This window comes from Flavobacterium sp. N502540, assembly GCF_025947365.1.
Taxonomy (GTDB): Bacteria; Bacteroidota; Bacteroidia; order Flavobacteriales; family Flavobacteriaceae; genus Flavobacterium.
In genome coordinates this window covers 1,507,973-1,520,971 of sequence record NZ_CP110012.1, presented here as the reverse complement: position 1 = coordinate 1,520,971, position 12,999 = coordinate 1,507,973, and the positions used below count along the sequence as shown (strand labels likewise).

General features: G+C 36.6%; 14 protein-coding genes. 1 reads left to right on the top strand and 13 read right to left on the bottom strand.

The window, feature by feature from the left end; translation table 11 throughout:
- Positions 1–33 precede the first annotated feature (33 nt).
- From OLM58_RS06815 to OLM58_RS06790, 6 genes are all read right to left on the bottom strand, one after another.
- A complete protein-coding gene (locus OLM58_RS06815) occupies positions 34–510 on the bottom strand; it encodes a methylated-DNA--[protein]-cysteine S-methyltransferase (protein ID WP_264531701.1) in 477 nt (158 codons plus the stop codon).
- Between the two features lie 191 nt (positions 511–701).
- Positions 702–1,526 (bottom strand): NAD-dependent epimerase/dehydratase family protein, encoded by an 825-nt coding sequence (locus OLM58_RS06810; protein ID WP_264531700.1) that lies wholly within the window; start codon positions 1,524–1,526, stop codon positions 702–704.
- Between the two features lie 73 nt (positions 1,527–1,599).
- Positions 1,600–2,019 (bottom strand): SRPBCC family protein, encoded by a 420-nt coding sequence (locus OLM58_RS06805; RefSeq protein ID WP_264531699.1) that lies wholly within the window; start codon positions 2,017–2,019, stop codon positions 1,600–1,602.
- A gap of 12 nt (positions 2,020–2,031) precedes the next feature.
- Complete coding sequence (locus OLM58_RS06800) at positions 2,032–4,437, bottom strand: M28 family peptidase (RefSeq protein ID WP_264531698.1); 2,406 nt, start codon at positions 4,435–4,437, stop codon at positions 2,032–2,034.
- A 12-nt stretch (positions 4,438–4,449) separates the two neighbouring features.
- On the bottom strand, positions 4,450–4,797 hold the full coding sequence (locus OLM58_RS06795) for a hypothetical protein (protein WP_017495877.1): 348 nt from the start codon (positions 4,795–4,797) through the stop codon (positions 4,450–4,452).
- Positions 4,794–6,323, bottom strand: a complete 1,530-nt coding sequence (locus OLM58_RS06790; protein WP_070906324.1) for a bifunctional GNAT family N-acetyltransferase/carbon-nitrogen hydrolase family protein — start codon at positions 6,321–6,323, stop codon at positions 4,794–4,796. The genes OLM58_RS06795 and OLM58_RS06790 overlap by 4 nt, the downstream gene beginning before the upstream one ends.
- A gap of 175 nt (positions 6,324–6,498) precedes the next feature.
- Here OLM58_RS06790 and OLM58_RS06785 point away from each other — a divergent pair, with 175 nt between their 5' ends.
- The gene (locus OLM58_RS06785; protein ID WP_017495879.1) at positions 6,499–6,828 is read left to right on the top strand and encodes a single-stranded DNA-binding protein; all 330 of its coding nucleotides are present in this window, start codon (positions 6,499–6,501) and stop codon (positions 6,826–6,828) included.
- 78 nt (positions 6,829–6,906) lie between these two features.
- Here the strand turns inward: OLM58_RS06785 and OLM58_RS06780 are convergent, their stop codons facing one another.
- The 7 genes from OLM58_RS06780 to OLM58_RS06750 form a co-directional block, all read right to left on the bottom strand.
- A complete protein-coding gene (locus OLM58_RS06780) occupies positions 6,907–7,599 on the bottom strand; it encodes a DUF2461 domain-containing protein (RefSeq protein ID WP_264531697.1) in 693 nt (230 codons plus the stop codon).
- A 257-nt stretch (positions 7,600–7,856) separates the two neighbouring features.
- The gene (locus tag OLM58_RS06775; RefSeq protein ID WP_202702635.1) at positions 7,857–8,045 is read right to left on the bottom strand and encodes a hypothetical protein; all 189 of its coding nucleotides are present in this window, start codon (positions 8,043–8,045) and stop codon (positions 7,857–7,859) included.
- A gap of 82 nt (positions 8,046–8,127) precedes the next feature.
- Positions 8,128–8,646, bottom strand: a complete 519-nt coding sequence (locus tag OLM58_RS06770; RefSeq protein ID WP_264531696.1) for a ferritin — start codon at positions 8,644–8,646, stop codon at positions 8,128–8,130.
- 95 nt (positions 8,647–8,741) lie between these two features.
- A complete protein-coding gene (locus tag OLM58_RS06765; RefSeq protein ID WP_264531695.1) occupies positions 8,742–10,187 on the bottom strand; it encodes a hypothetical protein in 1,446 nt (481 codons plus the stop codon).
- A gap of 49 nt (positions 10,188–10,236) precedes the next feature.
- On the bottom strand, positions 10,237–10,866 hold the full coding sequence (locus OLM58_RS06760) for a chloramphenicol acetyltransferase (RefSeq protein ID WP_264531694.1): 630 nt from the start codon (positions 10,864–10,866) through the stop codon (positions 10,237–10,239).
- On the bottom strand, positions 10,866–11,573 hold the full coding sequence (locus OLM58_RS06755) for an HAD family hydrolase (protein WP_264531693.1): 708 nt from the start codon (positions 11,571–11,573) through the stop codon (positions 10,866–10,868). Before OLM58_RS06755 ends, OLM58_RS06760 begins: the two co-directional genes overlap by 1 nt.
- A gap of 537 nt (positions 11,574–12,110) precedes the next feature.
- Positions 12,111–12,989: a DMT family transporter gene (locus OLM58_RS06750; protein WP_089076057.1), complete on the bottom strand. Its 879-nt coding sequence runs from the start codon at positions 12,987–12,989 to the stop codon at positions 12,111–12,113.
- Between the last annotated feature and the right edge of the window lie 10 nt (positions 12,990–12,999).

Sequence of the window (12,999 nt, the reverse complement as noted above, 5' to 3'; positions counted from 1 at the left end):
TCAGCTTTCGTAAAGGCACAACTTGTTCAAAAGCTAAAATAAACGCTGTTGCGTACTGGGATTCTCATGTTCCAGGAGCCATTTTTTGCGGGAAAGACCGCCGGCATAACCCGTTAAAGAACCATTGGTACCTATAACACGATGACAGGGAACCACAATCCACAGTGGATTTTTACCATTTGCTGATGCAACAGCGCGAATAGCCTTTACATCTCCCAGTTTCTTGGTCTGATCCATATAGCTGATGGTTTTTCCGTACGGAATTTCCAACAATGATTTCCATACTTTTTGCTGGAAGTCCGTTCCTTTTGGGTTTAGTTTTAAAGCGAAGTCGGTTCTTTTACCATCAAAATACTCCTGAAGCTGAGAAACGGCCTCTTCCAGAACTTTAGGAATGGTTTGCGAAACGTCATTGTCGCCAACATCAGAAACAGAGACAATAGCAATGCCGTCTTCATCTCCAACGATCTTAGTGATTCCTAATGGTGAATTGACATAAACTGTTTCCATAGTTTTAAACGTAAAGTTTTTACCGCAAAGGAGTAAAGGTTTATCGCAAAGTTCGTAAAGTTTTTGTTTGAACCATAAAAGATATGGAAGTAAATTTAAGTTTTTTATGTTTTGGCAAACGATTGTCGCCCTGAGCGAAGTGACAGGCTTATAAAAAGGTTTCGGCTTCGCTCAGCCGAATATGAGGCTTTTTAGTAATTGTCCGGTCTAAATTGATAGTTTAAAACTGATTCTATTTTTTCACTTGAAATAACCTTTTGAATGTTTGACTTTTCAGCTTTGAATTTTGGTGGAATCAGATTGTGTTCTTTTGCTTTTTGAATATAGTATTCTTCTCTTGTTGGATGAAAAGGTGCTACAGCATTGAAAACTTCGTTCCATTGAGACTGATTTAGGATTGCTTCGATGATGGCGATACAATCGTTTTGATGGATCAGATTTACCGGTGCATCGGGGTTTTCAAGGTTTTCTTTTCCGGCGAGAAATTTTACCGGATGACGATCTTCTCCGATTAGACCGCCAAAACGCAATATTGTGGTTGTAAAGTTTTGATTCTTTTGAAGCAAAGTCTCCGCTAAAAGCAATTGTTTGCCACTTTCGGTTTCCGGATTTGGGAGCGTGTCTTCTGTGATAGTTGTGTTGTCGTTTCCGTAAACTGCGGTTGAACTTACAAAAAGTACTTTTTTTATCGTTGATTTTTCTATAAACGAAATCAGATTCTCCATTTTTCGAACAAATACCATTTCAGTGGAAGTGGCAACATTGGTATTGTTTTCTCTTAGTTTGGGTGGAATATCAATAATTAAGATTTCACTTTCGGTTAAAAAATCAGTTATGCTATTGGAAACACTTTCGCTTTCAAGCGTAACCAGAAAAGGGTTTATCCCCGATTCATTTAAAATACTAAGTTTATTTTCAGAAGTTGTCGATCCGTTTACCAGATGTCCTTTTGCGGTTAGTTTTTTAGCCAGGGGTAATCCCAACCAGCCACAGCCAAGAATACTTATTTGTGTCATTTTGTGTTTAAAGCTGTAAAGCTATAAGAATTAAAATTTACCGATTTTTTTGTGTGTCGATAAATGATCGTCTTTACGATTCGATTAAAGCTTTTAAAGCTTGTAAAATTGGGTTTTCTTCACCCTGAGGTTTTTCCTGAACTGCTCCGGGGCGATTGTCTTCCTGAATAATTTCGAGTTTTGTTTTCTGATTTTCTTCTGTTAAGACATAACTCATTACGAAGTAATTCTCGGGTTTGTCCTCTAATTCCGGTCTGGGGAAGAATAAGGAATATTTGATTTTCTGATTGGGGATAATCTCCAAAATAGTTCCCCATTGCTCAAAAACCTGACCTTCCCATTCGTTCCTAAATCTGATTTCATTACCAATTTTCCAGTCCGTGATTAAGTCACTGCCGTATTGCCATTGTTTGACCAACTCAGGTTGAGTGAGTGTATTCCAGACTTTTTCAGATGGAGCATTTAAAAGAACTGTAGAGATATTTGTTGCCATAATAAGTGTTTTTTATTGTGGTTTTACAATTGGCTTTGCAATAGGTTTTAAACTGTCTTTTTTTAGGGCAGTACTGTCTTTCACTATTGCTGCAGGTGCCGGAACAGTTGCGGGTGCTGTGTAGCGTTTTATTTTTTGCTGAATGAGTACTGCATCATTGAGTACAAAAGGTGTTGGCATCATCCAATTACTTCTTGGTTTTACTTTAAGTAGCGGATTGGTCATCAAATCGAAAGAACTTTCAATTAAGTCCATATCCAGAACCGTTAATTTGTTGGTGTAAAATTCCATGACAAGAGGTTCATTGCCTACCACATAGTAACATAAGATTTTCATGCCATCGCGTTCCAGACGATTTCCTTTTTGTCCTGAAGTTGCAACTCCATTAGCTTTGAAATTGAAAAAAGTCATTTTTGGATTGGCATAAATGTCATAACGATTTACCTTTCTGTTTGGGGTAATTTTTATTTTTAAATACCTGTTATTGCCAACCACACTGTCCTTTAAAAATGCAATTGTTGGTTTCGGAATGTCGACTACAGGAGCAATCGCACTATACGTAAAGCCCGAATTGTATTTACTGGCTATTGGTAATGTATTTAAACCAACAGCGCTCTGGTTTTTTTGTCCTAAATAAGTTTTGGTCCAATCGTCAAGGTTAACATCATATGTTGCCCAAAGAGCAGAGTTGGTATTGGCATTGTAAACGTACAGTAAACTGTTTGATTTTGCTTTTCCTGGTTCGTAATCGGAGTGATATCCTGCATAGATAAAAAAGCCAATTGAAACAGCAAAGAAAAAGATTGTCCAGATCCCTTTTTTAGCAAACGTGCCAAATATCGGTAATACCAATGTAAAAAGTAATACGGTTAGAATAGCACTTACAAAGAGGATTTTTAATCCTAAACCAACCGGAAACATCACAATAAAGGGAGCGATGATAACGAATGCCGGAATACTAAACAGTAGATTGAGTCCGAGACTATAATGTTGAGTAAGAACAAAAATTCCGAACAGGAGTATGCCGAAGTGTACCGGTATGATCAGAAAACCTGCACCGGTTAAACTATTAGCGACAAATGCATTAATGATGATCCAGAGTAGCAACGGTGCTACAAAATGGTTCATGGTAATTTTAGCTTCTGAAAAATGATGGTAGAAGGCAAATGAAATGGCGATACTTAGTGTTACAAATGCACCGATATAAGCATGACCGTTGTAGGTGAATCCATTCAATAAATCAGAATATTGCGGATAAATCTGTAATACAATTTTCCATCCTAAAAATGTTACCAGACCAGCTATGATGAGAGATCCAAATAAAGGAACAAATCCTTTGAATATTTCTCTGAAAGTGATAACACGTTTTGCTTTTCCTATAAAGATGAAAATAATCAACAGTCCCAAAGCAATAATTGTCATTGGCCATACCCATGAAAAAGGATAATTAATGAAGGAGAAGGGAGCAGTAAAGTACACATCATCCTCTGTTGAAGTTGTGGTATTTAAATCTACATTGGAAAAATATTTTAATAAGGGCATTAAATAAGTTCCCTGATGTGCGAGAGTCGTTTTGTTCAGGTGCTGAACATCATCTTGTTGTGTGTGATAATTGTAGTGACCGTCTATAAAAGCAAAGTTGAATCCCTGAATGTTTCCTTGTTCTCTGAAAACCGTTAAGTCGGTATCATTTGGAAGCATTTTGTAGATGCTGTACATAAGAGAATTGGAAACAGGATAAGTAGTTTTTGCATTAGAAAATTCTTTCACCAATGCTTTGTTTCCTTGGTTGGTTTCCATTAACATATAGCTTGGACCTGAAGATCCTCTGGCCTCAAAATTAAGAACCAAACCTACATCTTTTGCCCACGGATGGCTGTTTACAAAAAGAGCCGCACCATTTAATCCCAGTTCTTCAGCATCCGAAAAAAGAATGATAATGTCATTTTTATGCGGTTGTTTTGCATATAAAAAAGCACGAATTCCTTCGAGAATAGTTGCAACACCTGAAGCGTCATCACTTGCTCCTTTTGAAAAAGAATGTGGAGCACTGTCGTAATGGGAAAGAAGTAAAAGCGCCTTTGTATTGTTGGTACCCTTTATACGGGCAAGAATGTTTTTCGATTTTACAAGAAGTCCTTTATCATTTAAAGTAAAGCCTTCCTGAACACTGGTTTCCAAACCAATTTGGTTCAGTTCAAGTTTTAGATAATTGGCTACCAGTTCATGATTGAGAGAACCTACATAGTGTGGTTTCTGAGCAATAATTTTGACTTGATTTAAAGCTCTGTCCGTAGAAAACTCAGCAAGAGCCTCATCTCCTTTAGAGATTACCTGCGGCATCATTGTGGCGTATATAATGCCAAGAATGGCAAGAATGCAAACTATGGCTAGAATTGAGGTCTGGTTTTTTTTCATGGTAGATAGGTACTATATTTCTTTTTTAACAAGCATAAAATAATCATTATCCAAAGAGCGATATCCCTGGTCATACAGAAAATAGTAGGTGTTTCCTGTTTTGGTCTGCAAGATATTGGTAAAGAAATCGAAATCAAAACCTTTGTTTGTCATTTTATCCCTTGTTGCTTTAGATTTCCCGTTAGGGTTTAGTTCGCTCAAAATTCGGTAATTTTTTCGTAATTTATTGTTTACATTACGCATGAAATTGGTACTGTCTTTATTTATTTTATTATTGTAAGCATTTCGACAGCTGTCTGAGCAGAATTTCTTGTCTTCCCTGCCTACAATTTTTTCAGAGCATTCAAGGCATGTTTTCATGAATCTATCTTTTTAATTTCGTATAAATCAGTTCTTCGATCTTTTAACGTGCGTACACTTCCATGTTCGTGAAGTTGTTTCAGCAGGTTCAGATCAACATCAACTATAAGAGTCATTTCTGTATTTGGCGTTGCTTCGGCTTTTATTCCATTACTCGGAAAAGCAAAATCTGAAGGCGTAAAAACAGAGGCCTGAGCATATTGAATGTCCATATTGTTTACTTTCGGGAGGTTGCCCACGCAGCCGGCAATAGCGACATAACATTCATTTTCGATGGCACGTGCCTGTGAGCAGTGTTTTACTCTGGTGTAGGCGTTTTGAGTATCGGTTAAAAATGGCACGAACAAAATGTTCATTCCCTCGTTGGCCATAATTCTCGAAAGCTCCGGAAATTCAACATCGTAGCAAATCAGGATGCCGATTTTTCCGCAATCAGTATCAAAAGTTTTAAACTGAGAGCCACCTTTCATTCCCCAATGCTGTACTTCATTTGGAGTTACATGAATTTTAGTATAGATTTCGGAGGTTCCGTCTCTTTTGCAAAGAAAACCAACATTGTAAAGGTTTCCATTGTCCAGATAAGGCATGCTTCCGGTAATGATATTGATATTGTATGAAATAGCAAATTCCTGAAAACGCTTTCGGATAGGATCTGAATATCGGGCCAGTTCACGAATGGCTTCGGCTTCCGATAAATGATTGTAATCTGCCATCAAAGGAGCTATAAAAAGCTCGGGAAACAAAGCAAAATCACTTCCATAACCCGAAACGACATCAATAAAAAATTCGGCCTGCTCAAAAAATTCTTCAATATTGTTAAGCGGACGCATTTGCCATTGAATCAATCCCAAACGGATAACACTTTTTTCGAGGTTAATTAATTTTGGACTTTCGTCGTAATACACATTGTTCCATTCTAAAAGTACCGCAAATTCTTTCGACTCTTCGTCGCCTTCAAGGTAATTTTTAATAATTCGCAAGACATGAAAATCATTACTTAGCTGAAACGAAAGTACGGGATCGTGTAATTCTTTATGTTTTACCTTGTCGATATAATTTTTTGGAGTAAGCTTTTTAGAATGCTGGGCATAGTTTGGAATTCTGCCGGCAAAAACAATGGCTTTGAGATTTAACTGTTCGCAAAGTTCTTTTCGCGCATCGTATAAACGTCGGCCTAAACGTAAACCGCGATAATTAGGGTGAATAAAAACATCGATTCCATAGAGGATCTCTGCATTTTTATTATGGGTAGAAAAAGTATGGTTTCCTGTTGCTTGTTTGTAATTGTGTCTTTTGTCGATTAGCTTTTCATCGACAATCAACGATAAGGCCGATCCTACGACTTTTCCATCTGCCAGTATAACAAGCTGTCCTTCCGGAAAAATAGAAAGTAGTCTTTTAATATCGTCCTCTTTCCAGTACGAATCTGCCATCTCGGGATAGGATTCTACCATAGAATCTTTTAGCTGCTTATAGTCATCGAATTCCAAATTTCGCAATTCGACTTTATTGATTTTTGTCTGCATATCGTAAGGTTTCTCTCAAATATACAAAATAAATTCCATTTACAAACGGTTACAAATAGTTACAACCGAAAGTAAATAGTTGTCTACCGGATAATTGCTTGCGTTCGTCGGATCTTTGTCCTGTTGAATTTGATGAACGAATTCACTTTATACTAACATTTAAATATTATACGCCATGAATGCAATGAAAAACAGAGTACAGTTAATTGGGAACGTAGGAAACGATCCGGAAATTAAAACATTAGAAAACGGTAGAAAATTAGCGCATTTGAGTATCGCTACCAATGAAAAGTATACCAATGACAAAGGAGAAAAAGTGGAACAAACCGAGTGGCACCGAATTACAGCCTGGGGTAAAACGGCCGAAATAATCGAAAAGTTTGTCGTAAAAGGGAAAGAAATTGCTGTTGAAGGCAAACTGACCCACAGAAGCTACGACGATAAAAACGGAGAGAAAAAGTTTATTACTGAGGTAGTCGTAAATGAAATTTTACTATTGAAGTAAATAGTAGTAACATTTGATACTCAAACCCGACAGATTTTTAAAACCTGTCGGGTTTACTATTTTTAGTAAGTAAGGATTTTAGAGGATCGAAACTCCGTTGATATCTGTTGTTAATATTTCACTCATATAATCAAAAAAGGGTCTCATGTTTTTAAAAGTCGTGAGAGCCTGTTCCAGAAAAAGTGGACTCAGAACTTCCTCATCAGTAAAACGTTTGATCAACAGAAACGATTTGTAACGGAGTAAATCTATAGCTTCATGGTTTATGTCGTAGCCTTTGGGAGCCGTTTTAAGTTGCTCTCCCTGCAAAGTTCCAAAAGTGCTGATAAAAGATTCTGACTGTACTATTTTCTGCATGGCTTGAGAATCGTGACCAAATTCGGCTCGGATGCGTTTGAGATCTGCCGCATTTGGCCCCCAAAAACCGCCAGCCAGAAAACTATTTCCTTTTTCGAGATGAAAATAATAACCGCCTCGTCTTTCTTTTGTTGCTCTGGTATAACTGCCTCCCCAAAAGGTTTTAAAAGGAGTTTTGTCTTTAGAAAAGCGAATATCACGATAAATTCTATAAACGCTTTTCTTGCCTGAAGCTGTTTCCAGAACATCTGTTTTAGAGAGTTCTAGCAGCAAAGCACCTGCAAAGGTTTCAATATGATTTAATTCGATTAGATATTCTGGCTTATGTATCTCAAACCAGGGCTTGTTATTGTTTTCTTTAAGCAGAGATAAAAAATCAAGACTGGATTTGGGTATCGTAATGTCGTTTTTCATAGATGAACTGAATGAATCGTAAAAAAAATGGGATTAATTTTAACCGCAAGGAACGCAATGGAGAAAAGCAAAGTTACGCAAAGATTTGATTATTAAAGATCTCGTTTTTACAAAGTAAAGATTGCTAACAATTTCAATCGTTGGCAGACATCGCAATAGAATAATTCACGTTGCAGCTACGGCTTATAATTATTGTTCTGAGGGTGGTCAGGGCATTAAACTAAAAAACCCACCGATTGGTGGGTTTGTATATTTTGTTAAGCAGTTTTTTTGAATAAATCAAACATAGGACAACGTGAGCAACGTTTCTTTTCGCTTTTTTTGTATTTCTCACAACAAGAAGATTTACAGTTTTCCAACCTCTTAATGTTCTCAAGGATAGCAGCTTTATTCTTCTTTTTCTTCTTATCCTTTTTTTTGTCCTTGTCTTTTTCTTTCTTGCTCAATTTTCCTCTGTATTATAAAAACAGAGACAAATATAAAAGAAAAAAGTTATTTTTAAATGTTCTAAATAAACTTTAACTTTTTTTATTTTGGGTTGATAGCGATCGAGCTCGTAACCGTTAATTGTTGAATATCACGGTCGAACAAGTATAGTCCGCCTTTGTCATCTCCAATTAAGTTAATTTTATCTAAGATTGACTTAGCTGTCGCTTCTTCTTCGATTTGTTCAGAAACATACCATTGTAAGAAATTATGTGTTGCATAATCTTTTTCTTCAAAAGTAATGTGTACCAATTCGTTGATTGATTTTGAAACAAAAAGTTCATGGTTGTAAAGTTCCTCAAACATTTCTTTGAAAGTTGAATAAGATGTTTTAGGCGCTTTTAGATCAGTAATATGAGAGTGACCTCCGCGTTCGTTTACATACTTTATTAACTTTAGCATGTGCGCACGCTCTTCGTCTGACTGTGTGTACATAAATTGCGCAATTCCTTCCAGTCCGTGTACTTCAGCCCAACAAGCCATAGAAAGGTAGGTTTGCGAAGATTCTGCCTCTATGCGGATTTGCTTGTTTAAAGCTGTTTCGATATTTTTTGATAACATAATATTTCTCTTTTTTGTAAAGTTAGAAAAAATAATCCATTCCCTTTTTTTTCAAACCTGAAAACATCAGACATTTGGACTAATTCTCAATAAAATTAAGGCCTTTCAAATGAAAATGGTTTCGAAAAAGTAGCCTTATCGATGATCGGATTTTGTGTTTCATTTTCCGGAAATCCATCGGTAAATTTTCGCATCTGGTATTGTTTTAAAGCAGTATCATAATACCCTAAAATATAATAATCGTCAAATCTAAAAATGTTATCCTGAATCGCTTTTCTATTATTGTTTAAAAAGTAGTACAAGTTGTCAAGTGCCATTGGTGCCGGATCTTTGGCAACAAATTCTGATTTTTGGTTTAAAGCAGTTTCAAAAAATACGGTTTCGTCATTTACCACCGGCAAATAATCCCAGGTAAAAGTATCGTTCATGACGGTGTAATAAGCTCCGCCAACACGTGGAGTTCCGCCAAGTGTGATAGAAGTACTTATTCCATTGTCATAAACAGATAAACCAATTTCTAATGCAGCCAGATGTTGTAGAAATCGTTTGGTGCTCCTCAATTCCCGTGTTCTTCTTTCACCGCCTTGTTGAACGAGGAAAGGAGAGGTTTTAAATCGAATCGTATCCTCCTTTGCAACTCTGATATTTTTTATAAGTTCGCCCGAATCGTAATTTTTAATGTCAAGAACCAGTTCATCTTCATTGGCATTGATTTGATAAAGCTTCTTTTCATGATAGAACGAGTTGCTTATTTTACGAGGGGTTTTAATCTGGGACTGGGCAATTTTCTTTTCAATAACGTCCTGATTTTCCAGATTCAGATCAAAAAGCTGTGTTTCTTTCGGATTATGATCCAATGTCAGGATAAGATGATTGTCCTCGAGATAAATTTTACTTTTTTTAGAAGCTTTGTCTAAAGGAGTATAATCTTCCAAATCAATTTTTATAATCGGATTCTCCTTGATGAGCTGTGAAAAACTTACAGACTGACCTCTTTTGTTTTGAAAAGTAAAAGCAGAGAAATCAAATATCCGCTCTTCTACAATTCCGTTTTTAAAAACATAGGCCGTTAAAGTATGGCTTGTGAGTTCTTTAGATAACAGGTAGAGTAGATTGTTGCTTTGGAATTTAGCAACGATGTATTCACTCGAAGAAGGATATTGAAATTTTAAAATCTTATATGTTTTGGTTTCCAAATAATATTTGATTACAAAAATTTCCGAAGAATCTTCGGAAGCCCAATAAAGTGTAGGGTTTCCGTCTTCACTAAAACTATAGCCCAATATCGATTTGTTTTCAAGATTGGCACGTGATACTGTAAATTCGTCCTTTAAAAATAAAGCGCTATTGTATCTTAAAATGGTAAGATTCTGAGTATTTGTAGCAAAAACAAATACATCGTGGGTTGCCTTATTTTCGACATTAACAATTGTATTGTTCTGATCGTACCTCTTTAAATCTAAAGGATAAGAAGCCAACACTGTCTGACTCAACAGCGTTGACTGATAGGTTACTAACAAGAAAAGGAGTAGTTTTTTCATATGCTTTTATTGACAAAAATTATTCCAAATTTAACCTCTTGTGTGCGAATTATTGATTCATTAATTCCTGAAAATAATCTACAAATTGTCCCATGTGTAATCCGTCCATTAAGGCGTGATGCACATGTACAGACATGGCGATGGTTCTTTTTCCGGTTGGTGAAACCATCATTTTTCCGAAAGACACCTTTGGACAGCTGTCCGGAAAGGTAAAACTGCGGGCATGTGAAAGTGACGTAAAGTTCAACCACGGAATTGCCGAGAAGTGAATTAAATTATCATTTTCAAAAGACCTTGTAAAAAGTCCGGTGGTATTCTGTATGCGTTCTATTTCCTGTAGAGCCGTTTTTTCGAAGGTTTTAAAATCAGGGTGGTATTCTATAAATGAAAACCCGAAAGTACCGTCTTCACGTCCGATGGTTGCAGAAGCGTCGATTTGGTCATTGATGTAAATCTGATCTCCCGAAATTCGGTATCTAAAGTTTTCGATTGCATTTACGGCAACCAGTGTTTTGTGCAAATAATAAATAAAAAAGGATGATTTGAGACTTTTGGCCGTTTCGTAGGCCTGCGTACAATCAATCTCGACGGTAGCACCAAAAAAGGGCTCTTCCATTTGAATGAAGTGTGCAAAGTGTTCTTTTCTATTCCAGTTTTCTAAGTCTAAAAGTGTTTTCATTACAATAAGTTCTGAAGGATTTCAGTGATTTTTTCAAACGAACTAAAATGTTCGTGTTCTATTTTGTGACTGATTTTTTCGTGCTCCCAAGTGGTGTGAAACGGAATATGTACGGCATAACCACCAATGCCTAAAACCGGCAGTACATCTGATTTTAGGGAGTTCCCGATCATGAGGAATTCCTCTGCCTGAATGTCTAAACGCCCTAATAACTTCGTATAATCAATTTCCTGTTTGTCTGACATTACTTCGATATGGTGAAAATAATGCCCAAGTCCTGAGCGGTGCAATTTGCTGTGCTGGTCTTTCAGATCGCCTTTTGTGGCTACAACCAGTTTGTACTTTCCGTGTAGTGTTTTTAGGGTTTCTTCGACGCCATCAAGCAATTCAATTGGTTTCTCGAGTAGTTCTTTTCCATATTGGATGATTTTTTCGATAACCTCAATCGGAATAGTGTTGTTGGAGATTGTCATTGCAGCTTCGATCATCGACAAAATATAGCCTTTGATTCCGTAACCATACAGTGACAGGTTCTCAATTTCGATTTTGAATAGTTCCTGCGAAATTCCCTGATGCGAAAGATAATCTTCCATCAAAGCGCAAAATTTATGTTCGGTTTCCTGAAAGTAAGGTTCGTTGACAAATAAGGTGTCATCGGCATCAAATGCGATTACTTTTAAGTTGGAGATTTTGTTTTTATGTAACATAATGTTTTTGTTTCAGGTTTGAAGTTTTTCTTGTTTCAGGTTTTTTTGCCACGAATTCACGAATTTTAATGCCACAGATTAGAATGATTTCAAAGATTTAAAAAAAATAATCTGCCAGATCAGCCAAATCTGCGAGAATATTTTTTTTGCCACGAATTCACGAATTTTATTGCCACAGATTAGAATGATTTCAAAGATTTAAAAAAAAATCTGCCAGATCAGCCAAATCTGTGAGAATATTTTTTTGCCACGAATTCACGAATTTTAATGCCACAGATTAGAATGATTTCAAAGATTTTAAAAATAATCAGCCAGATCAGCCAAATCTGCGAGAATATTTTTTCGCCACGAATTCACGAATGGTTGTGAATTTTTATTGCCACAGTTTAAAATGATCTCAAAGGTTCTAAAATAATCAGCCAGATCAGCCAAATCTGCGAGCGTATTTTTTAGCCACGAATTCACGAATTTAATGATTCAGATGAACAAATAATCTGCGAAAATCTGTAAAACCAGCGTCATCCGTGGGCCAATGACTTAGAAAAGCTTTTTTAATGAAATCGTCTTATCATAGAACGTAATTCTAATTCCGAGCAGCAGAATGATTCCGCCAAAAACCATTTGTAAAGTTATTTGTTCTTCCAAAAACAACCAAGCTAATATCGAAGTAATTACGGCCTGACTCAATAAACTTAACGAAACTCTTGTGGCGCGCATGTGCTGGGTAGCATAACTGATGGAAAGCCAGGCACACAATTGACAAATTACGGCCTGAAGTGCCAGTACAAACCAACCCGTATTCGAGAAACCTGCAAAAGGCTGATCCAGGGCATAACATAGAATTCCTAAATAAATACTCGATGCCAGTAAGCTGATAGTCATAAAAGATAAAACATCGATTTCTGAGAGTGCTTTTTTGCTTACCAATAGATAAATCGAATAAAGAATACCCGATAAAACGGCAAACAGAAAGGCCTGATCAAAATTCAAATCCATGAAAAACTCAAATCCCACCAACGTGACCATTCCGAATAAGGAAACGACAGTTCCGATCCAGAAATTGGTGGCAGGTCGGATTTTTAGAAAGAAAAAAGAACCAATTCCAACCCAAAGCGGTGATAAATTAGTTAATAAAGATGCCTGAGTTGCACTTGAATCCTGAATTGCAATATTCCAAACCGCAACATCCGATGAGAACAGAATTCCGCAAAGCACTGCTAATAGTATGAATTTGGTTTTCGGGAGCTTAAAGCTTTTAGTAACCAGTACATAAGGCAAAAGCAGGAGTACCGCAAAAAACATTCTGTAAAAAGCCGAGATTAATCCCGGAGCTAGTTTTAGTTTGACTAATATTGGAAAAATCGAAATACAAAGTATTCCACCAATTAGGGCCAATCTTGGTTTTGTGAGTTTCATTTAATCTAAA

Coding starts and splice junctions, on each gene's coding strand:
- OLM58_RS06815 (WP_264531701.1), bottom strand. CDS start 510: ATGGAAACAGTTTATGTCAATTCACCATTAGGAATCACTAAGATCGTT.
- OLM58_RS06810 (WP_264531700.1), bottom strand. CDS start 1,526: ATGACACAAATAAGTATTCTTGGCTGTGGCTGGTTGGGATTACCCCTG.
- OLM58_RS06805 (WP_264531699.1), bottom strand. CDS start 2,019: ATGGCAACAAATATCTCTACAGTTCTTTTAAATGCTCCATCTGAAAAA.
- OLM58_RS06800 (WP_264531698.1), bottom strand. CDS start 4,437: ATGAAAAAAAACCAGACCTCAATTCTAGCCATAGTTTGCATTCTTGCC.
- OLM58_RS06795 (WP_017495877.1), bottom strand. CDS start 4,797: ATGAAAACATGCCTTGAATGCTCTGAAAAAATTGTAGGCAGGGAAGAC.
- OLM58_RS06790 (WP_070906324.1), bottom strand. CDS start 6,323: ATGCAGACAAAAATCAATAAAGTCGAATTGCGAAATTTGGAATTCGAT.
- OLM58_RS06785 (WP_017495879.1), top strand. CDS start 6,499: ATGAATGCAATGAAAAACAGAGTACAGTTAATTGGGAACGTAGGAAAC.
- OLM58_RS06780 (WP_264531697.1), bottom strand. CDS start 7,599: ATGAAAAACGACATTACGATACCCAAATCCAGTCTTGATTTTTTATCT.
- OLM58_RS06770 (WP_264531696.1), bottom strand. CDS start 8,646: ATGTTATCAAAAAATATCGAAACAGCTTTAAACAAGCAAATCCGCATA.
- OLM58_RS06765 (WP_264531695.1), bottom strand. CDS start 10,187: ATGAAAAAACTACTCCTTTTCTTGTTAGTAACCTATCAGTCAACGCTG.
- OLM58_RS06760 (WP_264531694.1), bottom strand. CDS start 10,866: ATGAAAACACTTTTAGACTTAGAAAACTGGAATAGAAAAGAACACTTT.
- OLM58_RS06755 (WP_264531693.1), bottom strand. CDS start 11,573: ATGTTACATAAAAACAAAATCTCCAACTTAAAAGTAATCGCATTTGAT.
- OLM58_RS06750 (WP_089076057.1), bottom strand. CDS start 12,989: ATGAAACTCACAAAACCAAGATTGGCCCTAATTGGTGGAATACTTTGT.